This window comes from Streptomyces sp. CA-146814, from assembly GCF_050942385.1.
Lineage (GTDB): Bacteria > Actinomycetota > Actinomycetes > Streptomycetales > Streptomycetaceae > Streptomyces.
This window is the reverse complement of the sequence record NZ_CP192068.1, coordinates 1,320,238-1,343,310: the sequence shown is the minus strand read 5'-3', so window position 1 is coordinate 1,343,310 and position 23,073 is coordinate 1,320,238. Positions and strand designations below refer to the sequence as shown.

Below are 23,073 nucleotides of genomic sequence, written 5' to 3'. Positions count from 1 at the left end.
ATGTCGGTCACATCGGAAACCGGGAGCGAACCCGAGGAACGGGTACGGAGCCTGTGGCACAACCCGGACTTCCTGCGGTTCTGGGTCGGCGAGACCGTGTCGCTGCTCGGCACCCAGGTCACCAACCTGGCGCTGCCGCTCACGGCGATCTACGCCTTCAACGCCAGCGACGAGCAGGTCGGCTTCCTGCGGTTCCTGCAGCTCGTCCCGTACATCGGGTTCGCCCTGCTCTTCGGGGTCTGGGTGGACCGGGTCCGGCGGCGGAACGTCATGCTGGCGACCAACATGTTCCGCGCGGTGCTGATCGGGCTGATACCCGTGCTGCACTGGCTGGACGTGCTCAACATGCCGGTGCTGCTGGTCATCGCCTGCGCGCTCGGCACCGCCTCGTGTCTCTTCGACGTGAGCTGGATGCCGTTCGTGCCGACCCTGGTCAAGGATCCCAAGCACTACGTCGAGGCCAACGCCAAGATGGGCATCAGCCAGTCGGTCTCCGACGTCGCCGGGCCCGGTATGGCCGGTGTCCTGGTCTCCGTGCTGACCGCTCCGGTGGCGCTGATCGTCAACGCGGGCTCGTACCTCTTCTCCACTTTCATGCTGCTGCTGGTCCGCACCCGGGAAGCCGTCCCGGAGCCGGGCGTGAAGCGGCACGTGTGGCGGGAGCTGCGGGAGGGCATCGAGTGGGTCTTCCGCAAGCCGATCCTGCGCTGGCTGGCGATCGTCGGATTCTGCTGCAACTTCTCGATGATCACCGTGTGGACCATGTTCCTGCTCTACGGCACCCGTGACCTCTCGCTCAGCGCCTCGACGCTGGGCGCGATCTTCGGGACCGCATCGGTGGGCGGCCTGATCGGCGCGATCGCCTCGCGCAAGGTGGTGCAGCGCTGGCCGATCGGGCGCGTCTACTTCGTCGCGCAGACGGCGCTGCTGCTCGGCCCGATCCTGATCGTCCTGGCCGGCGGGCCCCAGCTGGTGGTCATCGGGCTGGTCACGCTGTCCTTCTTCACGACTTACCTGGGCCTCGGCATCGCCAACGTCATCATCGTCAGCGTGCGGCAGACCACCACGCCGCACTCGATGATGAGCCGGATGACCGCCTGCTTCCGCACGCTGCTCTTCGGCGGCGGCGCGCTCGGCGGTCTGGTGGCCGGTCTGCTCTCCGGCGCGATCGGCAACCGCAACGCCCTCATCGTCGCCGCCGCCTTCTCGGCCGCGGTGGTGGTGGCCCTGGTCAAGTCGCCGGTCAGCCGGTTGCGGGAGCTGCCGCCCGCGGCGCCCGAACCGACGGCGAAGACCTCGTCCTAGCCGGCCTGACGGCGTTCGGTCCCCGCACCTCCGGCCAGGAGGTGCGGGGACCGGTCCGGCGTCACCGGGAGACCGATCCGTCCGTACGGTGCTCCTCGGCGCGCTCCACGAAGATCCGGTGCAGGTCGCGGGCGGTCCGCGTCACCGAGGCCGAGCGGTTGCGCTGCACCACCAGCACCACGGTGGTGGAGCCGTGCCCCAGCGGACGGCAGGTGATCGCGCCGCTGCGCTCCAGCGGGTCGCCGACCACGCTGTAGTCCGGCAGCAGCGTGACGCCGAGCCCCTCCGCCACCATCAGCTTCCCCATCTCCGCGCCGTCGGCGGAGTACGAGAACGACGGCACCCGGCCCTTCAGCAGCCGGTGCGTGAACCGGTGCATCACATAGCCCGACCGCATCACGATCAGCGGCTCGCGCAGCAGCTCCTCCACACCGACCGACTCCAGGGCCGCCAGCGGACTGTCGGGACGCACGCAGACCACCGGACGGCCCCGGATCAGCTCCGTGGTGTCCAGGTCCGGCGCGATGTCGTCGCCCTCCAGGTAGTTCACCAGCCCGAGGTCCACGCCGCCCTCCAGCAGCGAACGGTGGATCACCGACTGCTGGGCCGCGATCACCTCCACCTCGGTCGCCGGATGCAGCGTGCGGAACTCCCGGATCGCCGGTACGAGCAGCGGCACCGTCGCCGCGAACACCGTGCCGAGCCGGACCGAACGGCTGGTGCGGTGCTGCTCGTCGGCGGCCCGCCGCAGCCGGTCCACCGCGTCCAGCACCCCGATGATGTGCGGCAGCAGCTCGCGGCCCGCCTCGCTGATCGTCGCCCCCGACCGCTTCCGGTCCAGCACGGCCACCCCGAGCTCGCGCTCCAGATTCCGTACGGTCTCGCTCAACGCGGGCTGCGACAGGTGCAGTTCCTCCGCCGCCCGGCGCAGCGAACCGAGCCGCGTGACGGCCTCGATGTACTCCAGCTGTTCGATCCGCACGGCGGCCCTTCCCACGACCGGGCATCAGGTGGAAGGGGAACCCTATCGCTCCCTCGCCGATGCCTTCTCGACCCGGAGCGTTCCGGCACCCTACTCTGGAACCCGAAGGCGCCCCGGCATCCACCGGGTGCCCGCCGCGGGACGCGAAAGGAGAGGGATGTGCGCCGCTTGACCCGTCGCCGCCACATCGACCTCGGCCGCGTTTCCAGCGCCTTCTGTTGTCGCGAAGTCTGAGGAGAGCCCTCCTCCTTCGCGTCCCCGAGTCCGTGGTCCGCCTGTGCCGCCGTCGCACGCGTGCGGTGACCGACGCGACCGGGACGCTCCTCCCCTCCCGCGCTCCTCGCCCCTGATCGGGTTTCTCGATCACCGGGGCCAATCCGCCGTGCTCAGCTCTCCTGGAGGCAGGCCGTGACCGCGCCGACCCGACGACGACCACCGCTCACCGCGCGGGTGATCCGCGACGGTGCCGAGGCGCTGCGCACCGCCGCCGAACTCGCCGAGGAGTTCCGTCCGGGCGCCTCCGGCCGGGACGCGCGCCGCGAGCTGCCGCGCGCCGAGCTCGACCGCCTCACCGCCACCGGTCTGCTCGCCGTCACGGTCCCGGCCGAGCACGGCGGGGCCGACGTCTGCGCCGCCACGCTCGCGGAGGTCTTCCGGCTGCTCGCCTCCGCCGACGCCAGCCTGGCGCAGATCCCGCAGAGCCACTTCGCGTACGTCAACGTCCTGCGGCAGCAGGGGAGTCCGGAGCAGCAGGCCTTCTTCTTCGCCGAGGTGCTGGCCGGCCGCCGCTTCGGCAACGCCCAGTCCGAGGCCGGGACCAAGCACCTCCAGGACATCCGGACGCGGCTGGTGGCCGCCGGTGACGGCTCGTACCGCCTGACCGGTGTGAAGAACTACTCCACCGGCGCTCTCTTCGCCGACTGGATCCCCGTCCTCGCCCGCGCCGAGGACGACCTGCTCCATGTCGCCTACGTCCCCGCCGACGCGCCCGGCCTCACGGTCACCGACGACTGGGACGGCATGGGCCAGCGGACGACCGCGAGCGGCACGGTCGAACTGGCTGACGTGGCGGTCCCCGCAGCCCACGTCGTCCCGCACCACCTCACCTTCAACGGCCCTCAACTGCACGGCGCCATAGCCCAGTTGCTGCACGCCGCCATCGACGCCGGGATCGCGGCCGGAGCGCTGGCGGAGGCAGCCGACTTCGTACGGAACCGGAGCAGGCCCTGGTTCGAGAGCGGGTACGAGAGCGCCGCCGAGGACCCGCTCCTCATTCAGCGCTTCGGCGAACTGGAACTCCGCCGCCGGGCCGCCGACGCCCTGCTGGCCACCGCCGCGCGGGCCGTGGACGCGGCACGCGCCGACCTGGACGACGACAGCGCGGCCGAGGCGTCGATCGCGGTCGCGGCGGCGAAGGCGTACGCCGGGAGCGCGGCGCTGGAGATCGCGGACGCGCTCTTCGAAGTCTCCGGCACGCGCGCCGCGCTCGACAGCCTCAACCTGCACCGGCACTGGCGCGACGCCCGCACCCACACCCTGCACGACCCGGCGCGCTGGAAGATCCAGCACCTCGGGCGGTACGTCCTCAACGGCACCCGCCCGCCCCGCCACGGCCTGCTCTGAACCACCATCCTGCGGAGAGAACCGATGTCCCTGACCTTCCACTGGTTCCTGCCCACCAACGGCGACAGCCGCCATGTCGTCGGCGGCGGCCATGGCACCCCGGTCACCGCGGCCGGTGGCGACCGCCCGCCGTCCGTCCGCTACCTCGCCCAGATCGCCCGCGCCGCCGAGGACGTCGGCTTCACCGGAGTGCTCACGCCGACCGGCGCCTGGTGCGAGGACGCCTGGCTGACCACCGCGATGGTCAGCCAGCACACCGAGCGGCTGAAGTTCCTCGTCGCCTTCCGGCCCGGCTTCATCTCGCCGACGCTGGCCGCCCAGATGGCCTCCACCTACCAGCGGCAGACCGGCGGCCGGCTGCTCCTGAACGCCGTCACCGGCGGCGAGAGCCACGAGCAGCGCGCGTACGGCGACTTCCTGGACAAGGACGCCCGCTACGCCCGCACCGGCGAATTCCTGGAGATCGTGCGGCAGTTGTGGGACGGCAAGACCGTCGACCTGGACGGCGACCACCTCCACGTCGAGCAGGCCCGCCTCACCCAGCTCCCCGACCCCGTCCCCGAGGTCTACTTCGGCGGCTCCTCCCCGGCCGCCGGACGCGTCGCCGCCCGCCACGCCGACGTCTACCTCACCTGGGGCGAGCCGCCGGCGCAGGTGGCGGAGAAGATCGCCTGGATCCGGTCGCTCGCCGCCGAGCAGGGCCGTACCGTACGGTTCGGCATCCGGCTGCACGTGATCACCCGGGACACCTCCGAGGCGGCCTGGGCCGAGGCGGACCGGCTGCTCGCCGGCTTCGACCCGGAGACCGTGCGCTCGGTCCAGGAAGGGCTGGCGCGCAGCGAGTCGGAGGGCCAGCGGCGGATGCTGGAGCTGCACGGCGGCGGCCGGGACGGCCTGGAGATCCACCCGAACCTGTGGGCCGGTATCGGCCTCGTCCGAGGTGGCGCGGGCACCGCGCTGGTCGGCAGCCACGCGGAGGTCGCGGACCGGATCCGGGAGTACCACGCGCTCGGCATCGACGAGTTCGTGCTCTCCGGCTATCCGCACCTGGAGGAGGCGTACTGGTTCGGCGAGGGCGTGCTGCCCCGGCTGGCGGACGCGGGACTCTGGACGCACCCGGCGGGGCCGGTCCGGCCGGGCGGCGCGGCGGAGGTCCCGTTCGCGGGCGGGGCGCGGTAGGAGGCAGGGGGAGGAGGCAGGGGTACGAGGTGGGGTCACCGGCCTCGGAGGACCGACCGCCGTATCTCCTCGGCCAGTTCCGCCGCCGAGGTGGTCAGCACCATGTGGTCCGCATCCGGCAGCACCACATGGCGGCCGTGCGGTGACTGGCGGGCCCGGTACGCGTGCGAGACCGTGGCCCGCTCCCGTACGGCCTTCGGCATGCCGGGGGAGACCCGGCCCGCCGACACCACCGTCACCGGCAGCCCCGCGAGACCCGGCGGACTCTCCAGCAGCGCCCGCAGGTCGCCCGCCGCGTCCTCCAGCTCGCGGCCCCGGGTGCGGGTCATGGCGACCGTGTACCCCTCGGCCCGCATGTCGGCGGCGGCGTCGGGCGGCAGTGCGGCGGTGAGGGAGCGGTAGGCGCGGCCCAGCAGCCCGAGCCGGGCCAGCAGCACCGTCGCCATCTGGCCGACCCGCTCGACCCGCCGCATCGAAGGCCGGAACAGCAGCTCGCACGCCTCGTCGGAGGGGTCCACGAGCACCAGCCCGGCCACCCGCGCGGGCCGGGCGGCTGCGGCCAGCCGCACCAGGGGCCCGCCCCAGCTGTGGCCGACCAGGACGTACGGTCCGCCTGGGCGTCCGGGTCCGCCGAGGCCGTCCAGGTGGTCCAGCAGATCGCCCAGGTCGTCGGCGAGCGCGTGCACCGGCGCGAGGCTCCGGCCGGGGCGGCGGGGCTGCGGCCGAGACCGCTGCGGTCGTACACCACGGTCGGCGCGGCACCGGCGAGCGCGGCCTGCACGGGCGCCCAGTACGAGCGTCCGGCGGCCAGCCCGCCTTCGAAGACCACCGTGGGCGCCGTCGCCGGCCCGGCGAGCCGCTGGTAGTACAGCTCCCGCCCGTCCCGCGTGCGCGCGATCCCCGGTTCGCCCTGGCTGTGGGAGGAGGGGGCCGTGGCCCCGCTGTGCTCCGCCGGACCCATCCCCGTACCCCCGCACGTCGTCACGTTGGCGCCCCGGGACCGTCCGGGGCGCCAAGTAAGGCAAGGGTAACCTAAGTCGTAAGTCGGGGTGGACGACTCACCGTTCCAGCGCAGCCTTCATCATCCTCTGCGCGATCGGCGCCGCCAGGCCGTTGCCGCTGACCTCGGAGCGCGCCGAGCCGGAGTCCTCGACGATCACCGCGACGGCGACCTCCTTGCCGCTGCTGTCGTCCTTCGCGTAGGAGGTGAACCAGGCGTACGGGGTGTTGCTGTTGTCCACGCCGTTCTGCGCGGTCCCGGTCTTCCCGCCGACCTCGGCCCCGTCGATCTTCGCGTTGGTGCCGGTGCCCTCCTCGACGACGGTCACCATCGCGCTGCGCAGCTGCTCGGCGGTCTTCTCGTCCACCACCCGCTCCGTGTCGCCGTCCTCGCTCTCCTCCAGCGCGGAGCCGTCGCCGTCCGTCACCGACGAGACCATGTGCGGCGCGGCCAGCTCACCGCCGTTGGCCAGGGCCGAGGTGACCATCGCCATCTGGAGCGGGGTCGCGGTGACCTCGAACTGGCCGATGCCGGTCAGCGCCGTCTGCGCCTTGTCCATACCGGTCGGGTAGACGCTCTCCGCCGCCCGCACCGGGACGTCCAGCTTCTCGGTGTCGAAGCCGAACGCGTCCGCCATCTCCTTGACCTTGTCCTGGCCGAGGTCGGCGGCGGCCTTCGCGAAGACGTTGTTGCAGGAGTACTGGAGGGCGGTGCGCAGGGTCGCGTTCTCGCAGGGCGCGGAGGCGTTCTCGTTGCGCAGGACCGTACGGGTGCCGGGGAGCGTGTACGGGTCGGGGCTCTCGGTGGCATCGTCGACGGAGCCGTACAGCCCGTTCTCCAGCGCCGCCGCCGCGACCACCAGCTTGAACGTGGAACCCGGCGCCAGCGGCTGCCGCAGCGCCCGGTTGACCAGCGGCTTGTCCTCGTCGTCCAGCAGCTTCTGCCAGGCGTCGCCGTCGTCCGTACCGCTGATCTCCGACGGGTCGTACGAGGGCGTGGAGACCATGCCGAGGATGCGGCCGGTCTTCGGGTCGATGGCCACGGCCGCGCCCTTGTCGTCGCCGAGCGCCTCGTACGCCGCCTTCTGGACGCCCGGGTCGATCGTGGTCAGGACGTTGCCCGGGGCGGCCTGCTCGCCGGTGAGCAGGTCGGCCGGGTTCTTCAGGCGGTCGTCCGTGCCGTCCAGGACATGGCTGTAGATGCCTTCGAGCTGGGTCGCCCCGTACGCCTGCGAGCTGTAGCCCGTCACGGCCGCGTACAGCTCGCCCTGCGTGTAGGTCCTCTTGTACCGGAGGTCGCCGCCACTGGTCCCCTTCGATCCGGTGACCGGCGAACCGGCCACGATGATGTCCCCGAGCGGCTGCGCGTACTGCGCGATGGTGTTCCGCCGGTTGTGCTCGTCGTCTGCGAGCGCCTTGGCCTGGTAGCCCTGCACCCACGTCGCCCGCACCAGGAGGGCGAGGACCGCGAGCAGGCAGAAGACCGAAGCGCGCCTGATTGTCTTGTTCATCCCGCTGGAGGGACGAGCGGGGCCGCCCCGCCCGTTCCCGGTTGTGCCGCTTCTCACCGATTTCTCACGCGGCCCGCCCGGCTGTGAAGACCGGGTTCGGGGGCCCCAGGCTCTCAGCCCGGGGTGATGAACCCGGACTCGTAGGCCGCGATGACCGCCTGCGTACGGTCCCGGGCGCCGGTCTTCGCCAGGACCGCCGCCACATGGGTCTTCGCCGTCGCCGGACCCACCGCGAGCCGGCCCGCGATCTCGGCGTTGGTCAGCCCCGCCGCCATCAGCCGCAGCACGTCCGCCTCCCGCCCGGTCAGCCGCGCCACCCAGGCCGGGGCCCGTGGCGCCCGCCGCCCGGTGTGTTCGGCGGCCAGGGTGCGGACCGCCGCCGGATACAGCAGCGAGTCGCCGCACGCCACCAGCCGGACCGCCTGCACCAGCTCCTCGGCCGCCGACCGCTTCAGCAGGAACCCGGCGGCTCCGGCGCGCAGGGCGTCGTACACGTACGCGTCGTTCTCGAAGGTCGTCACGACGACGATCCGCGGTGGGTCCTCCAGGGTGGCGAGGATCTGCTCGGTGGCCCGGATGCCGTCGGTCTCCGGCATCCGCACGTCCATCAGCACCACATCGGGCCGCAGCGCGCGCACCACGGAGACGGCCTCCGCCCCGGTGGCGGCCTCCCCGACCACCTCGATGCCGTCCTCGGCGCCGAGGATCGCGCGCAGCGCCGTACGGACCATCTCCTCGTCGTCCGCGACCACGACCCGGACCGGCGGCTGCGCCCCGCTCATGACCGCTCCTCGGCGCGGACCGTCAGCGGCAGCCGGACGGCCAGCCGCCAGGTGGAGCCGGCGGGGCCCTCGTACGGTCCCGCCTCGCTCCGGCCGCCCAGCAGCGCCGCCCGCTCCGCGACACCGCGCAGTCCGCGACCGCCGCCGGGGCGCACCACCGCGGGCCGCCCGTCCAGGGGGTTCTCCATCACGATCTCCAGCTCCCTCTCCCGTACCGCGATCAGCAGCCGCACCGGCGACGGGCCGCCACCGCCGTGCCGCAGCGCGTTGCTCAGTCCTTCCTGCACGATCCGGTACGCCTCCCGCGAGACGACCGGCACCACGGAGTCCGGGTCGCCCTCGTGCTCGTACGCCACCGGCACCCCGCAGTGCTCCAGCAGCCCGCCGAGCGCGTCCAGCCCGGGCCCGTACGCGCTCCCGCCGCTGCCCGGCTCCTCGTCCCGGCGCAGCAGCCCGACCACCGCGTCCAGCTCGCCGACCGTCCGCCGCGTCGTCTCCTCGATCGCGGTCAGCGCCCGGCGGACGAACTCCGGATCCCGGTCCAGCACCCGCCGGGCCGCACCGGCCTGCAGGGTCACCGCGCTCAGCGCGTGGCCGACCGAGTCGTGCAGCTCCCGGGCGAGCCGGTTCCGCACGGCCAGCTCCGCCGCCCGGCGCTCGGCGGCGGCGAGCCGGTCCTCCGGCGCCGGCCCCAGCAGCACCGGCACCCACCGGGCCAGCAACTTCCCGGCGGCGGCCGCGACCGCCGCCATCGCCGCCAGCATCGCGATCCCGGCGAACGGCGCGAGAGCCAGGGCCCACGGCTCCACCAGCACGTCGCTGCCCGCAGCCAGCCAGGAGTCCCGCAGCGCCGCCGAGAACGGCAGGCCCATCACCGCCACGGCGAACGGCGTCAGCGCCAGCGTGATCCCGCTGACGATCCCGCCGAGGCCCAGGTGCAGCGTGAACCAGGCGGCGGCCCGCACCCGCGCCTGCCGGGTCCGGGCGGGCCCGTCGGCCAGCAGCGCCGGCGGGATCCCGCACAGGGCGCGGGCCGCGGCCACGGAGAGCGGCCGGACGAGCGGGAAGAAGCCGCTGACCGCCACCATGGGAAGGGCGCAGGCGAACGCGGTCAGCTGGGCGGGCAGGGAGGAGAAGAGCCCCGCGCCGGCGCCCGCCAGGCTGACCAGGACCGTGCCGACCAGGAAGTACGGCATCAGCAGCGCGCCGCCGATGATCAGATGCAGCCACCGCAGCCGCGACCGCCGCCCGAGCAGCGGGGTGAGCAGTTTCACGTGTGACTGCCGGAGGTCCCGGAGGCCGCCGCGCGCTCCGCGAGGAGGTGCGCGGCCGGCAGCGCGATGAGCGTCCCGACCAGCATCTGCCCAGCGTAGATCAGCACCATCACCGTCGTCGGCCGATCGGCGACGTCACCCGCACCCACCAGGGCTGCGAGGCTCAACCACCCTCCCCAGCAGACCACTTGAGCTGACCCGGTCCAGACCAGCAGGAGCGGCACGCGCAACGGGAGCCGCCCGCCGCGCCGGAAGGCGAGCAGCAGCACCCCGGCGACGGCGACACCGACGAAGAGCGCGTTGACGGCTTCGAGCACGAAGAAGTCGCTGCTCCGCCCCGCCACGCGCCCGCTGTTGAGCCCGGCGGTCGACCCGGCCGCCCAGAACAGATGGACGAGGCCCGGTGCGAGGGCGAGCAGCGCGGCGGCCACGGCGGTGACCCGCAGCACGGAGGAGGACGGCGTACGGGGAAGCTCCCGCAGCCGGCCCTGCCAGAGGTGGCCCCACCGCTCCCTGGCGTACAGCGCGAAGAGGGTGCCGAGCGCCAGGCCCTGGACGATGAAGCCGCCGTAGACGACACCGAAGACCCACGGTTCGAGGAACGGATCGCCACCGCCACCGCCACCGTCCCCGCCGAGGAGCCGCACCACCAGCTGCAACGGGTAGGCCGTCATGATCGGCAGCAGCAGCCCGCTCGCCACCCACATCGGCAGGACCAGCAGCCAGGCGGGCACGCGCAGCCCCCACGGCCGGGTGAGCAGCAGAGCGAGGACGACCACGCAGCCGTCCAGCAGCACGGTGGCCGCGTTGCCGACGACCAGCACGGCGTCGGCGTCGAGCAGCGGGCTCCCGTCCGGGATCCCGACCCGACTGCCCGCCATCCAGGCGGTCTTGAGCCCGACGTACGGCACGCAGGACACGATGGCGAGCACCCGCGCCACGGCCCGGACCCGGCCGATGCGGTACGGGGCCTTCGGTGACGGGCCGGTCGGTGCGGTCGGGGCCTCGGGGGACGGGCCGGTCGGTGCGGCTGGGGGCGGGTGCTGCGTCGGAAGCGGGACGGTCGAGGGCTCGGCGGTGGTCCGGTTCGCTGGCGTCATGACGTCCACGCTCCCGTGGAGCCGCCGCCCGCACCTCCTGCCCGCCGACGATCCGCCTCCGCCGCGCGGGGGAGACGGGGCGGACAGCCTCAGCCGTGCAGCGTCGCGCGAACCTCGTCAGAGCCTCCGCGTGGCCAGCGTGAGCCGGTCGCGGGCGTCCAGCAGGGCTTCCTTGACCGTCTGTTCGTGGCCGGGGGTGAGGCGGGCCACCGGGACCGAGCAGCTGACCGCGTCGCGGGCCGGGGTCCGGTACGGGACGGCCACGCCGAAGCAGCGCAGGCCGAGGGTGTTCTCCTCGCGGTCCACCGCGTACCCCTGTTCGCGGACCAGGCGCAGCTCCTCGATGAGCTTCTCGCGGTCGGTGATGGTGTGTTCGGTCAGCGCGGGCAGCGTCTCGGGGAGCAGCTTGCGGACCTGCTCGTCGCTGTGGGTGGCCAGCAGCGCCTTGCCGAGCGCGGTGGAGTGCGCGGGGAGCCGGCGGCCGACCCGGGTGAAGGGGCGCAGATAGTGCTGGGACTGGCGGGTGGCGAGGTAGACCACGTTGGTCCCGTCGAGCCGGGCCAGGTGGATGGTCTCCGTGGTGTCGTCGGAGAGCCGGTCCAGGGTCGGGCGGGCGGCGGCCACGACCTCGTCGCCGTCGATGTAGGAGGTGCCCACGAGGAGCGCGCGCACCCCGATCCCGTACCGCGTGCCCGTCGCGTCCGTCTCCACCCAGCCGAGCTCGACCAGCGTGCGCAGCAGCATGTAGAGGCTGGACTTGGGGTAGCCCACGGCTTCCTGGACGGTGGCGAGCGTGTGCATGCCGGGGCGGCCCGCGAAGTATTCGAGCAGCTCCACCGTCCGTACGGCGGACTTCACCTGTGCCCCGCCGGGCTCGGCGACCGACATCGCCCCACGCTCCTTCTTCGGCTTCTGCGGCCGTTGCCAACACGGAAGGCCCGGAAATAGAGTCCGGGCACATTCACGATCAGGAACTCTGTTCAGAATACCGAACGTGTTCGGCCGGTGTTCCAGGACCCGAGGGGAATCACGGTGAGTGCAGCACCAGTCTGGAGTGTCGACCCCCGCAGCGGGAACCCGCGCGAGCAGGTCGCGGTGGGGGCCGGCGCCGAGGAGGTCGACCGCGCGGTCCGGGCGGCCCACTGCGTACGCGAGGCCCTGGCCGACCGCACCGCACGCGCCGCGTTCCTGCGTACGGCGGCGGAGCTGCTGGAGGCGTCCGGAGCGCACATCATCGAGGCCGCCGACGCGGAGACCGCCCTCGGCCCGGTCCGGCTGACCGGTGAACTCGCGCGGACCGCAGCGCAGTTGCGGGCCTTCGCGGAGGTCGTCGAGGAGGCCGCGTACCTTGACCTCCGCATCGACCACGAGGACGGCTCCCGCACCCCGCCCTGGCCCGACCTGCGCCGCTGGAAGGTCCCGCTCGGGGTGGTCGCCGTCTACGCGGCGAGCAACTTCCCGCTCGCCTTCTCCGTACCCGGCGGCGACACCGCCAGCGCGCTGGCCGCCGGCTGCCCGGTCGTCGTCAAGGCCCACCCGGGCCACCCGGCCACCTCCGAGCTCTGCGCCTCGGTCCTCCGCCGCGCCGCCGCCCGCACCGGCCTGCCCGAGGATGTGGTGACGCTGGTCCACGGCTTCGACGCGGGCGTCGAACTGGTCCGCCACCCGCTGGTGAGCGCGGCGGGCTTCACCGGCTCGGTGCGCGGCGGCCGCGCGCTGTTCGACGCGGCCGCCGCCCGTCCCGCCCCCATCCCCTTCCACGGCGAACTCGGCTCGCTCAACCCGGTCGTGGTCACCGAGGCGGCCGCGGCCGAGCGTGCCCCGGAGATCGGCAGCGGGCTCGGCGGCTCCATGACGCTGGGCGTCGGCCAGTTCTGCACCAAGCCCGGCTTCGTCCTCGTCCCGGCCGGTGACGCGGGCGACCGGCTGGTCGAGGCCCTCACCGAGACGGTCAGCTCCACCGGTTCCGGCGTGATGCTGGACCACCGGATGCGGGACGCGTTCCTCGCGGGCGTACGGGAACGGGCCGGACTCCCGGACGTCGGGGCCCCGGTCACCCCCGGCGCGGGCAGCGACCACACGGTCTCCGCAGGATTCCTGACCGTGCCGGCGCGCCACCTGACCGCCGAGGGCCCGCACGACGCGCTCCTGGAGGAGTGCTTCGGCCCGGTCACCGTGATCGCCCGGTACGGCGCACCGGACGAGGTCGCCGCCGTCCTCGCCCGGCTCCCCGGCAACCTCACCGCCACGCTCCAGGCCGCGACGGAGGGCGACGACCCGGAGGCCGCCGCGCTCCTCACCGCCCTCACCCCGCTCGCCGGGCGCATCCTGGTCAACGGCTGGCCGACCGGCGTCGCCGTCGCCCCGGCCCAGCACCACGGCGGCCCGTACCCGGCCACCACCTCGCCCACCACCTCGGTCGGCGCGACGGCCGTCGAACGCTGGCTGCGCCCGGTGACGTACCAGAACACGCCCGACGCGCTCCTCCCGCCGGAGCTGCGCGAGGCGAACCCGCTGGGCCTGCCCCGGTGGGTGGACGGCCGCCGCGTGGGCTGACGGTTCCCGCTACGGCGCCGGGGCGCGCAGGCGGCGGTGTTCGAGCGGCGCGGCGACGGCGTACGCGCCGCCGCCCGCCACGGCGAGGATCCAGAACAGGGCGGGGGACGCGAACCAGAGCGCCGCCGTGGAGACCAGGGCCAGCCAGACGCCGAGACCGTAGTGCAGCAGGTTGCGGCGTACGGAGCCCTCGGCGAGGTAGAGCAGCCCGACGACCAGGCCGGAGCCGGCGGGCCAGAGGACGTCCTGGAGCTCCGGCCGGTCCAGGACGGACGTGAGGCCCGTGATGGCGAGGAACAGGGCCGTGAACGCGACGATCCAGGCGGTGCCGAGCAGTTTGCCGGAGAGCACGTCCGGTGCGGCCGCGCCGCGTTGGGCCCGCAGGGCGGCGCGGGTGGCGAGGGCGATGCCGGTCACCAGCCCGGTGCCGAGGAGCGTCACGGGCAGCCAGCCGGGCAGGGCGATCCAGGGCGTGCCGCCTCCGGACACCGCGGCGGCGCCGTGGCCGAGGACGTAGGCGAGCCCGAAACTCACGTAGGCCGCGCGGTTGTCGGTCTCGCGGGCCCGTGACACCGGAAGGGCCGTGGGCGGCGGGAGGGTGGCGGCTATGGCGGTGCTGGTCATGGCGGATTCCTTCGCGATCGGGGGAGGGGGCGGGGCGGCGGGCGGGACGCCCGCCGCCCCGGTGTGCGGGTGTCCCATCAGGGCCGGAGGCCGTCCAAGGCGTCGTCGGGGATCCAGGAGCCGTGGATGCCCGCGGTGACGCGGCGCGGCAGATGGACGGTGGCGACCCGGTCGAGTCCGGAGGCGTCCAGCACCAGGAGCTGCGAGGCGTCCTGCTTGAGGTCGGAGACGACCGTCAGGAGGTAGCCGTCGTCCTCGTTCGTCCCGCTGGCCGCGGGGACGAAGACGGCCTCGCTCGGCAGCCGCGCGTCACCGACCTGGTGGATGCGGCGGGCGCCCGTGACACGGTCGTACTTGACCACGCCGTAGCCCCCGAAGCCCTCCTGGTCCGGGAAGGACACCGCGTACTGGTAGCGGTGCTCGGCGCCCAGGTACTCCTCGTTGAGGGTGGGGAACTCCACCGCCAGGTCGTCGATGATCTGCTCGTCGACGGAGCCGGTGTCCAGGTCGATCACCCAGCGGCGGGTGTAGGAGCGGGTGTTGGGCTCGGCGCCGCGTCCCGGTGCGCCGACCCACCAGTTCCACGAGAGCCGGAACCCCTCGCGGTCGACGGTGGGCCCTTCCAGCGCGATCCGGCCCTGGCTGTCCTCGTAGGCGTTGCCGACGTGCAGCATGTTGCCGGGTTCGACGGAGAACCACCGGACGTGCCGGGCCCCGTCCGCACCGCGTGGCATGACCCCGATACGGGAGGGCTGCGCGTCGCTCCAGCCGTACGGAATGCCGGAGTGCTCGGCCGGGTCGAAGGTGACGTTGCCCTCGACGAAGACGACGTGGCGGCGGGTCAGCGCGAAGTCGTGCTTGAGGGAGGCGGTCGCGCCGGGGACCTCGGCGCTGTGGATCAGCTCGCCCTTCGCGTCGGCGACATGGTGGGTCAGGAACGGCGGGAACGGGGACGAGCCGAAGAAGTGCAGCTCTCCGGTGACCGGGTCCTCCTTCGGGTGGGCGGTCATGGCCGTGCGCAGCTTCCCGCCGAAGTCGTGGGCACCCACGGTCTCCAGGTCCGGGGTCAGCTCGAACGGGAGGTTGGCCTCGCAGAGGGCGAGGAGGCGTCCGGCGTGTTCGATGACGTGCGTACCGGCGGTGCTGGCGGTGAGGTCGGGGCCCCGGTCGGTCATGTAGGGGGCGCCGTCCAGGGCCGGGGTGTGGACCCAGCGGTTGCGGTACCACTCGGCGCGGCCCTCGCGCAGGCGGATGCCGTGGACCATGCCGCTGCCCTTGAACCAGTGGGTGGGCGTGACGCCGGGCTTGGGGTTGTGGCTGTTGCGGATCAGCCGGCCGGTCAGTTCGGGCGGCAGGGTGCCGTCGACGGTGAGGCCGGTGGCGGTGATCTCGTCGGCGACGGGGGTGTAGTGGCCGGTCAGGAAGGGCGGGGTGGTCATGGTCGGTCCCTCGGTCTCTCGGATTCTCGGATCGGTTTCGCGGTTGGTTCGGCTTCGCGGTTCGGGTTCGCGGTTGGTTCGGTCTCGTGGTTCGGTTCGCGGTTCTGTTCTTCGGTTCTCCGGATCGCTTCGGCCGTGCGTGGTCTGGGAGGGGTGAGCTCAGACGTGCTGCGGCAGGGCGGTGGCCTCGGTGGCCGCCGTGCCGTCGGCCGTCGTCACGCCACGGGCGCTCTCCGTGCGGCTGCCGCCGCACCGGCGGCCCCGGTCGCCCCGGCGGGTCAGCAGCGGCGTGAGCAGCGCCGTGGCGGCCAGGATCGCGGCGGAGACCGCGAAGGCGGCCCGGTAGCCGGCGGTCAGGGCCTCCGGCACCGACGCGTGGCCCGAGGCTTCGGCCGTCACGGAGCCGGCCAGGGTGGCGAGGAAGGCCAGGCCGACCACTCCGCCGATCTGGCGCGTGGTGTTCACCAGCCCGCCGGCCAGGCCCGCGTCCGGTCCCGGGACGCCGTCCACGGCGAGCGCGGTGAGCTGGACGAAGGCGATGCCGAGGCCGAGGCCGACGAGGACGGTCGGGCCGAGGACGTCGACGGCGTAGCTTCCGCCGGAGTCGATACGGGACAGCCACAGCAGCCCCGCGCCTTCGACGAGCAGGCCCGCGGTCAGCGTCGCGGTGGCGCCGGTACGGCGGGCCAGACGCGGTGCCGCCAGCGCGCCCAGCATGTTGGCGGCGGCGAGCGGGAGTTGGCCCACGCCGGTGGCCAAGGCGCTCATGCCGAGCACCTGTTGCATGTAGAGCGGCAGGAAGAAGAAGAGCGCGATCCACACGGAGCCCAGCAGCGCCATCAGCAGATTGCCCGAGGTGACGCGGCCGGCGGTGAACAGCCGAGGCGGTACGAGGGCGTCCGGCCGGCTCCGCTCGATGACGGCGAAGACCGCGAACAACACCACGGCGCCGAGGAGCCCACCGAGCACTCCGGGGTCCGTCCAGCCGGCTTCCCGCGCACCGGTCAGCGCCCAGACCAGGCCCGTCAGGGCCAGGGTCACGGTGACCGTGCCCGGCAGGTCGAGCCGGCCGGCCGTACGGCCACCGCTCCGGGGCACCAGGGCCACCACGGCGGCGAGGACCAGCACCGTTCCGACGGCGACGGCGTGGAAGATCCACGGCCAGCCCCACGCCTGGGTGAGGATGCCGCCCAGCAGCACCCCGGCCGCCCCTCCCGCGCCGGAGACCGCGCCCCACACCGTGAGCGCCCGGTTCCGGCCAGGGCCGGACGGGAACAGCCCGATCGTCAGGGCCAGGGCGGCCGGGGCGATGGCGGCGGCACCGAGGCCCTGCGCGGTGCGGGCGGCGATCAGCGGGCCCGGCGAGGACGCCAGGCCCGCCGCCGCCGACGCCCCGGCGAACAGCACCAGGCCCGCGACCAGCACCCGGCGGCGGCCGAGCAGATCGCCCGCCCGGCCCCCGGCCAGCAGCAGCGCCCCGAACGCCAGGCTGTAGGCGTTGACCACCCAGGTGACGCCCCCGTCCGACAGGCCCGCCCCGAGGCGGATCTGCGGGAGGGCCACGTTCACGATCGAGGTGGCGAGCATGACGGTGAACTGCGCCGCGGCCAGCGCCGCGAGTGCGGCTCCCCGGCGGGGCGCGGCCGTCCCGTCCTTCGTACGTCCAAGGTTCATGACGCACAGCCTCGGGTCGGCCGCTGTCCACTATCCAGGGCCTGCGGAGGCCGCGACTGTCCACCGCTGTCCGCACCTGTCCACCCGGTGGAACAGGGAGGTGCCCCGCCTACCGCCGGCCGTACAACTCCCGCTGCCACAAGGCGTCGCAGAGCAGGTCCAGGCCCTGGCGCACATGACGCCGGTAGGTGCCGTACGGCAGGCCGAGCCGGCGGGCGGCGGCCTCCTGGGTCGGCACCCGGGAGAAGTAGCCCGCCGTCAGCGCCTCACGGGCGCGCACCCCGCGCGGGTCACCGGCCAGCTCGTCCACGGCCCGGCGCAGCAGGTCGCGCAGGTGCGGGACGGGTTCCGTGGCGTCGGCCGCCAGCCGGCTGCGCAGCAGCGCGCACGCGGCGAAGGCCGAGGCGTCGCCCCAGTGCGTCAGCGCCTCCCGTACCGCCTGGTCGAACGCCGTACGGGGAAGAGGTGAGGGTCCCGGCGAGAGCGGCTCGTCGGTGGTGGCGGAGATGAAGTGGCCGAGCCAGGTCTCCACCGGCGTGCGGCGCCAGTCCACGCCGAACAGCCCGTAGGTGTGGTCACCGACCCGCGGGCGCTCCCCGGTGTCGGCGAGCGTGCCCCGCACCCGCTCGGCCCAGGTCTCGGCGTCCCGGTAGACGGCGAACCCGTAGGCGCGGCCACGGGCGCGGGCCGCCTCCGCCTGGGCCCGGGAGCTGCTCAGGTCGATGACGCGCGACGGGACCTGGTAGCGCTCGGGGTAGACCGAGAAGCGGCTGATGCCGATGTGCTCGCCGGGGTCCACCGGCGCGGTGGCCTCCGCGTACCGCCAGGCGGCGGCGACCACCGGATCGGCGGCCAGGTCCTCGGCGTCGGGCGGGGCGGGCAGGACGAGGCGGGCGGTGAACGCCACCATCCGGCCCGTGCTGACCAGCCGGTAGACGCTGAACGCCTGCGGCTGGCGCCGCGCCCAGTGGCGTACCAGCTCCGCCGACGCCGGGCCCTCGGTCTCCTCGGCCATGGCGAGCACCGCGCCGAGGTCGTCCGGGTGGAGCGGGCGGTCGTGCACCTCGTCCTCGCGGGACCAGGTGCGCAGCCGGGCGAGGATCCGGCTCTCCCGGAAGAGGTGGAAGAGGTCGTCGGTGACCGTCCAGACCCGTTCCTCCGGCGCCTCCCGCAGCAGGCGCAGATACTCGTCCGCCAGCCGCCGCCGCACGGCCTCGAAGGCGTTGGGCGCCCGCCAGCGCAGATCGGCGGCGAGCGTCTCGCGGGCCGCGTCGTGCGGGTGGAGGCCGCGGTGCGTGGACTCCATGAAGGGCAGGTCCCGCAGCCACGAGAAGAGCAGGTGGGCGTCCTCGTCGGGGAGCACGGATGCGAGCAGCTCCTCGGAGGTCGAGTGGGCCTGCGCCGCCACCTCCAGGGCCCGGCGGTGCGCGGCCGTGGGCACCTCGCCGATCAGCCCCGCCAGCAGGGTGCGCAGGACGTCCGCCGACGGGGTCCAGATCTCCTCGCGGCCGCAGCCCTTCGATCCGGCCGCCGCCGCCAGGGAGAGGGCCAGCGGGTTGCCGCCGGCGAAGCGCAGGACCCGGTCGCGCAGTTCGGGCCGGATCCGCGCCGAGGTCAGCAGCGCGCGGGCCTGCTCCTCGGTGAACGGCTCCAGTTCGGTGACGTGCAGGAGCCGGGACCAGGCGGGGTCGGCGGTCCACTCCGGCTCCGGCGGGCGCCGGCCGGCCAGGACGACCAGGGTGTCGTCGGCGGCGCGCGGCAGGAACCGGTGGCGCAGCCAGCTCTCCAGCCACTGGCAGTGCTCGAAGGAGTCCACCAGCAGCACCGTTCCCGGCACGTCCAGGAAGGCGGTGGCGGCCTGCTCGAAGTCGGCCGGGTCCCGGCTGACGAACCGGCCGTCCAACTCGACGAGTCGGCGGTCCGCCGCACGGGCGCCGTCCGCCATGCGCCGCAGCAGCGTCGACTTCCCGATGCCTCCCGGCCCGCACACGAAGAACGCGAACGGGGCGTGCGGCCCGCCGGCCAGAGCCTCCTCGAAGCGCTCCAGCTCCCCGTCCCGGCCGACGAACGCCTGGACGCGCGCTCTGCTCAGCCGCTCCCCGACCGATGCCATCCCGGCTCCCGAACTCCTTTGTCTCTCCCGCTACTTGACGCTTCCGAGGTTCCGGTCGTCGGCGTGGCCGGAGAGCAGGAGGGTCGTCTCCTCGACCCGCCGGAAGCGGCCGTCGGGAGCCATCTCGGCGAAGAGGTAGACCTCGGTGACCGAGACGCCGCCGTCGTTCCTGGTGAGGGTGACGGTGTGGCGGTCGGCGTAGCGCGGTCCGTCGCGGAGTTCGTCGTGGACCTCGACCCGCCCGTCCCGGACCAGGGAGCGCAGGGCCGTCATGTGCTGGACGAAGCCCTCCCGGTCGCTCCACACGCCGTTGGTGCGCTGGCGGTAGTCGGGCGCGAAGTGCCGTTCGACGGCGGCGGCGAGGTCGCCGTCCGGCGTGAACAGCAGGTCGTTGAGGGCTCTGGTGATGTCGGTCGTCGTCATCGTCTCGGTCGCCTGGGGGAGTGGAGGAGTACGTACGGGTTCCGGGCACGAGGTGTGCGCTGCCGGAGCCGTCGTACAAGACGCCGGCCGGCCGCCGCGGGTTGCGTCCACGAGGAGCGGAGTCCGTACGGGGGTGAAGACCAGCGGCAGGGAGACGGGGCCGCGGGTGTAGAGGCCGGTCTCCCGGTAGCGGGAGCCGGGACGGTGGCGGACCTGGTCGAGCCGGGGCAGGAGCATCGCGGCGACGGTCTCGATCTCGGCGCGGGCGAAGGCGGCGCCGACGCACTGGTGGAGTCCGGTGCCGAAGGCGAGGTGCTGGGCGGCGGCGGTGAAAGAGCGGGCGGTGCCGAGGTCGGCGCGGTGGAGGTCGAAGGCGTCCGGGTCGGTGAAGGCGGCCGGGTCGCGGTTGGCCGCGCCGATCATGCAGAACACCGTGGCACCGGCCGGGACGGTGGTCCCGGCGATCACTGTCGCCTCCTTCGCGCGGCGAGGCACCAGCTGCACCGGCGGTGTGAGACGCAGCGTCTCCGCGATCGCGGCGGGCAGCAGATCCGGGTCCCGGCGCACCTGCGCCAGCTGCTCGGGATGGTCGATCAGATGCTTGAAGAGCAGCGCGAGGGTCTTGTCGGCGGGCTCGGTGGCGGCGGCGAGCACATTGATGATCAGCGCGGTGACCTCCCGGACGCTCAGTGTGGTGGAGTCGAACTCCGCGGTGCACAGCCGCGATATGAGGTCCGGGCCCGGGTCGCGGCGCCGTTGTTCGGTGACCGGGACGAGGTAGGCCTCCAGCTGCTCGGCGCACTCCAGGCAGTGCCGGCGGCGCTCGGGGGTCAGGGCCAGGCTGGTGATGAACTCGGCGACCCCGCTGTGCCAGGCGGCCACCCGCCGCCAGTCCTTCCGGTCCAGCCCGAGGACGTCCATCGTCACCTGTACGGCGAACGGCCTGCCGAAGTCCGCCACCAGATCCATCCGGCCCCGGGCCAGCAGCGGCGCCATCAGCTCGGCGGCGCGTGCGCGGACGGCGTCCAGTTGGCCGCGCAGGGCCTCGCCGGTCAGGCCCCGGACGACGATCCCGCGCTTGGCGGTGTGCTCGGCGCCGGTCATCTGGGCGAGGACCGGTCCGCGCATCACCGGTTCGGCGCGCGCCTGCAGGGTCTCGGTGGTGAACGCCCGGTGGTCGGTGAGCACCCGCCGGACGTCCTGGTGGCGGGAGAGGAAGTAGCTGTCGATCGCCGGCTCGTGGTGCACCGGGGCCTGTTCCCTCAGCCGGGCGAAGTGGCGGTAGGGGTCGGCCTCGAACGCGTCCGACAGGACGCTGAAGCCGGAATGCGCCAGGGGCATGGTGGGACCTCTCACAAGGGCACGGCCATCAGAGGGCACGGTCACCGCAGTGCGCGGTCACCGCAGTGCACGGCCGCCGGGGCCCGCGTCGGACCGGCCACAGATTAACAACCGTGCCCCGCGCCCCGGAGGCGTCCGACGGCTGCCGGGAATGACCAGGTCAGGTTCGGTGTTCGACTCAGAGGTCCGCCCCGCGGGGCGGCATCCCCGACCCGTCCACACCCCCTGGAGAGAAGAAGAGTCATGCGCGTCGAGATCTGGTCCGATATCGCCTGTCCCTGGTGCTACATCGGCAAGGCCCGCTTCGAGAAGGCGCTCGCCGAGTTCGCCCACCGGGACGAGGTCGAGGTCGTGCACCGCTCCTTCGAGCTCGACCCCGGGCGGGCCAAGGGCGAGACCGAGCAGGTCGTCGACATGCTGGCGAGCAAGTACGGGCGGACCCGCGAGGAGGCCGCCGGTATGGAGGCCAACGTCGCGGCCAACGCGCAGGCCGAGGGGCTCGGTTACCGCACGGAGGGCCGGGACCACGGCAACACCTTCGACATCCACCGGCTGCTGCACCTGGCCAAGGCCCGCGGCCGCCAGGACGAGCTGCTGACCCTCACCTACCGGGCCAACTTCGCCGAGGAGCGGTCCGTCTTCGACGACGACGTGCTGCTCGCGCTCGCCGTGGAGGCCGGTCTCGACGGTGACGAGGCGCGTGCGGTGCTCGCCGACCCCGAGGCGTACGCCGGCGAGGTCCGGGCCGACGAGCGCGAGGCAGCCGAACTGGGCGCCAACGCGGTGCCGTTCTTCGTGCTCGACCGGCGGTACGGGATCTCCGGCGGCCAGCCCTCCGAGGTCTTCGTCCAGGCGCTGGAGCAGGCCTGGAAGGACCGTCCGGCCACCGCGCTGACCACCGTCGGCGGTGACGCGGCCGCCTGCGACACGGACGGCGCCTGCGAGGTCCCGAAGAGCTGAGCACCGCCGACGGTATAAGTGTTTCTTGGATGCGCACCGCAGATTCCGGCAATTGACTATGAGTCGCGGGGGCTCCAGGCTGAGCCCATGACGATCTCTCCGCTCAGCCAGGTGGCCGCCGCCGAGTTCGCACCCGAGGTCACCTACCTCAACACCTCCAGCTGGGGGCTGCTGCCCCGCCGCACCATCGCCGCCGTCAAGGCCCTCGCCGACGAGAACGCCGCCGGCCGCCGGATCGGCGCGGGCAGCTTCGACGTGGTGGAGGCGGCCCGGGCCGGTTTCGCCCGGCTCGCCGGGGTCGAGCCGGACCGGGTCGCCACCGGCAGCTCGGTCACCGTCCATGTCGGGCTGATCGCCGCCTCGCTCCCGGCGGGCGCCGAAGTCCTGGCGCCCGAGGGCGAGTTCTCCTCCGTCGTCAGCCCATTCGCGCTCCGCGGCGACCTGCGGATGCGGTACGTCCCGCTCGCGGACCTCGCCGATGCCGTACGGCCCACCACCGCGCTCGTCGCCTTCTCCTCGGTCCAGTCGGCCGACGGCCGGGTCGCCGACCTCGCCGCCGTCCGCGCGGCCGCCGCCGCCCATGGCACCCGGACCCTGCTGGACGCCACCCAGTCGGCGGGCTGGTTCCCGCTGGAGGCGGGGGCGTACGACTACACCGTCACCGGCGGGTTCAAGTTCCTGCTCTGCCCACGCGGTACGTCGTTCCTCACCGTGACCGAGGAGGCGCAGGGCACCCTGCCGCACCTCTTCGCGGGCTGGGTCGCCGCCGGTGCGCCCTGGGCCGGCAACTACGGGCCGCTGGAGCGTGTCGCCCCCGGTGCGCGCGGCTTCGACGAGCCGCCCGCGTTCCTCTCGTACCACGGGGCCGAACACTCCCTCGCGCTGCTCGCGGAGATCGGCACCGACGCGCTGTACGCGCACGCCACCTCGCTCGCCGCCCGGCTGCGCTCGGGGCTGGTGGAGCGGGGCCACAAGGTGGTGCCGGGGGAGTCGGCGATCGTCTCCGTGCCGGGTCTCGAAGGCCGTCACGACGAACTGACGCGGGCCAGGATCGCGGTCTCGGCTCCCGCCGGGAATCTGCGGATCTCCTGCCACCTGTACAACACGGAGGCGGATGTGGACCGGGTGCTGGACGTGCTGGACTGAGGAGGGATCAGGCTGAGGAGGGATCGGAGGAGGGGGAAGAGG

Annotated in this window: 18 protein-coding genes and 1 pseudogene; 7 read left to right on the top strand and 12 right to left on the bottom strand. The window is 73.6% G+C overall.

Translation table 11 applies throughout. From position 1 onward, the window contains the following. Complete coding sequence (locus tag ACQP09_RS05940) at nucleotides 1-1,305, top strand: MFS transporter (RefSeq protein WP_433396521.1); 1,305 nt, start codon at nucleotides 1-3, stop codon at nucleotides 1,303-1,305. A 61-nt stretch (nucleotides 1,306-1,366) separates the two neighbouring features. On the opposite strand, the gene ACQP09_RS05935 is transcribed toward ACQP09_RS05940, so the two are convergent. Beyond that, complete coding sequence (locus ACQP09_RS05935; RefSeq protein WP_433396519.1) at nucleotides 1,367-2,287, bottom strand: LysR family transcriptional regulator; 921 nt, start codon at nucleotides 2,285-2,287, stop codon at nucleotides 1,367-1,369. Between ACQP09_RS05935 and ACQP09_RS05930 the strand changes: the two genes are divergently transcribed. The 3 genes from ACQP09_RS05930 (at nucleotide 2,210) to ACQP09_RS05920 (ending at nucleotide 5,089) form a co-directional block, all read left to right on the top strand. Further along, the gene (locus ACQP09_RS05930; protein WP_433396517.1) at nucleotides 2,210-2,521 is read left to right on the top strand and encodes a putative leader peptide; all 312 of its coding nucleotides are present in this window, start codon (nucleotides 2,210-2,212) and stop codon (nucleotides 2,519-2,521) included. The two genes, ACQP09_RS05935 and ACQP09_RS05930, sit on opposite strands and share 78 nt — an antisense overlap. A gap of 216 nt (nucleotides 2,522-2,737) precedes the next feature. Next, nucleotides 2,738-3,910: an SfnB family sulfur acquisition oxidoreductase gene (locus ACQP09_RS05925; RefSeq protein WP_433406503.1), complete on the top strand. Its 1,173-nt coding sequence runs from the start codon at nucleotides 2,738-2,740 to the stop codon at nucleotides 3,908-3,910. Between the two features lie 24 nt (nucleotides 3,911-3,934). Next, nucleotides 3,935-5,089 (top strand): LLM class flavin-dependent oxidoreductase, encoded by a 1,155-nt coding sequence (locus tag ACQP09_RS05920; protein ID WP_433396515.1) that lies wholly within the window; start codon nucleotides 3,935-3,937, stop codon nucleotides 5,087-5,089. A 35-nt stretch (nucleotides 5,090-5,124) separates the two neighbouring features. Here the strand turns inward: ACQP09_RS05920 and ACQP09_RS05915 are convergent. From ACQP09_RS05915 to ACQP09_RS05890, 6 genes and pseudogenes are all read right to left on the bottom strand, one after another. Next, a pseudogene (locus ACQP09_RS05915) lies at nucleotides 5,125-6,050 on the bottom strand (alpha/beta fold hydrolase). A 97-nt stretch (nucleotides 6,051-6,147) separates the two neighbouring features. Next, on the bottom strand, nucleotides 6,148-7,599 hold the full coding sequence (locus ACQP09_RS05910; RefSeq protein WP_433396513.1) for a peptidoglycan D,D-transpeptidase FtsI family protein: 1,452 nt from the start codon (nucleotides 7,597-7,599) through the stop codon (nucleotides 6,148-6,150). A 113-nt stretch (nucleotides 7,600-7,712) separates the two neighbouring features. Then, complete coding sequence (locus tag ACQP09_RS05905; protein WP_433396511.1) at nucleotides 7,713-8,381, bottom strand: response regulator; 669 nt, start codon at nucleotides 8,379-8,381, stop codon at nucleotides 7,713-7,715. Continuing rightward, nucleotides 8,378-9,655 (bottom strand): sensor histidine kinase, encoded by a 1,278-nt coding sequence (locus ACQP09_RS05900; RefSeq protein WP_433396510.1) that lies wholly within the window; start codon nucleotides 9,653-9,655, stop codon nucleotides 8,378-8,380. The genes ACQP09_RS05905 and ACQP09_RS05900 overlap by 4 nt, the downstream gene beginning before the upstream one ends. Next, nucleotides 9,652-10,755 (bottom strand): hypothetical protein, encoded by a 1,104-nt coding sequence (locus tag ACQP09_RS05895; protein ID WP_433396508.1) that lies wholly within the window; start codon nucleotides 10,753-10,755, stop codon nucleotides 9,652-9,654. Before ACQP09_RS05895 ends, ACQP09_RS05900 begins: the two co-directional genes overlap by 4 nt. 117 nt (nucleotides 10,756-10,872) lie before the next feature. Next, the gene (locus tag ACQP09_RS05890; RefSeq protein WP_433396506.1) at nucleotides 10,873-11,643 is read right to left on the bottom strand and encodes an IclR family transcriptional regulator; all 771 of its coding nucleotides are present in this window, start codon (nucleotides 11,641-11,643) and stop codon (nucleotides 10,873-10,875) included. Between the two features lie 144 nt (nucleotides 11,644-11,787). On the opposite strand from ACQP09_RS05890, the gene ACQP09_RS05885 reads away from it, so the two are divergent. Next, complete coding sequence (locus ACQP09_RS05885) at nucleotides 11,788-13,311, top strand: aldehyde dehydrogenase (NADP(+)) (RefSeq protein ID WP_433396504.1); 1,524 nt, start codon at nucleotides 11,788-11,790, stop codon at nucleotides 13,309-13,311. Nucleotides 13,312-13,320: 9 nt separating this feature from the next. Here ACQP09_RS05885 and ACQP09_RS05880 read toward each other — a convergent pair whose 3' ends face one another. The 5 genes from ACQP09_RS05880 to ACQP09_RS05860 form a co-directional block, all read right to left on the bottom strand. Then, on the bottom strand, nucleotides 13,321-13,935 hold the full coding sequence (locus tag ACQP09_RS05880; protein ID WP_433396502.1) for an ABC transporter permease: 615 nt from the start codon (nucleotides 13,933-13,935) through the stop codon (nucleotides 13,321-13,323). Nucleotides 13,936-14,012: 77 nt separating this feature from the next. Next, entirely contained in the window at nucleotides 14,013-15,374 is a 1,362-nt protein-coding gene (locus ACQP09_RS05875) for a carotenoid oxygenase family protein (protein ID WP_433396500.1), read from the bottom strand. A 159-nt stretch (nucleotides 15,375-15,533) separates the two neighbouring features. After that, nucleotides 15,534-17,048 (bottom strand): MFS transporter, encoded by a 1,515-nt coding sequence (locus ACQP09_RS05870; RefSeq protein ID WP_433396499.1) that lies wholly within the window; start codon nucleotides 17,046-17,048, stop codon nucleotides 15,534-15,536. Nucleotides 17,049-17,157: 109 nt separating this feature from the next. Beyond that, on the bottom strand, nucleotides 17,158-19,161 hold the full coding sequence (locus ACQP09_RS05865) for an ATP-binding protein (RefSeq protein WP_433396497.1): 2,004 nt from the start codon (nucleotides 19,159-19,161) through the stop codon (nucleotides 17,158-17,160). 30 nt (nucleotides 19,162-19,191) lie between these two features. Further along, nucleotides 19,192-20,925, bottom strand: coding sequence for a cytochrome P450, cyclodipeptide synthase-associated (locus ACQP09_RS05860; RefSeq protein ID WP_433396495.1), 1,734 nt, complete (start codon nucleotides 20,923-20,925; stop codon nucleotides 19,192-19,194). Nucleotides 20,926-21,168: 243 nt separating this feature from the next. Here ACQP09_RS05860 and ACQP09_RS05855 point away from each other — a divergent pair, with 243 nt between their 5' ends. Together ACQP09_RS05855 and ACQP09_RS05850 are read left to right on the top strand one after the other, a co-directional pair. Next, nucleotides 21,169-21,885 carry a DsbA family oxidoreductase gene (locus ACQP09_RS05855; protein WP_433396494.1) on the top strand — a complete coding sequence of 239 codons (717 nt, stop codon included), beginning with the start codon at nucleotides 21,169-21,171 and terminating at the stop codon, nucleotides 21,883-21,885. Between the two features lie 87 nt (nucleotides 21,886-21,972). Then, complete coding sequence (locus tag ACQP09_RS05850; RefSeq protein ID WP_433396493.1) at nucleotides 21,973-23,031, top strand: aminotransferase class V-fold PLP-dependent enzyme; 1,059 nt, start codon at nucleotides 21,973-21,975, stop codon at nucleotides 23,029-23,031. The last annotated feature ends 42 nt before the right edge of the window (nucleotides 23,032-23,073 follow it).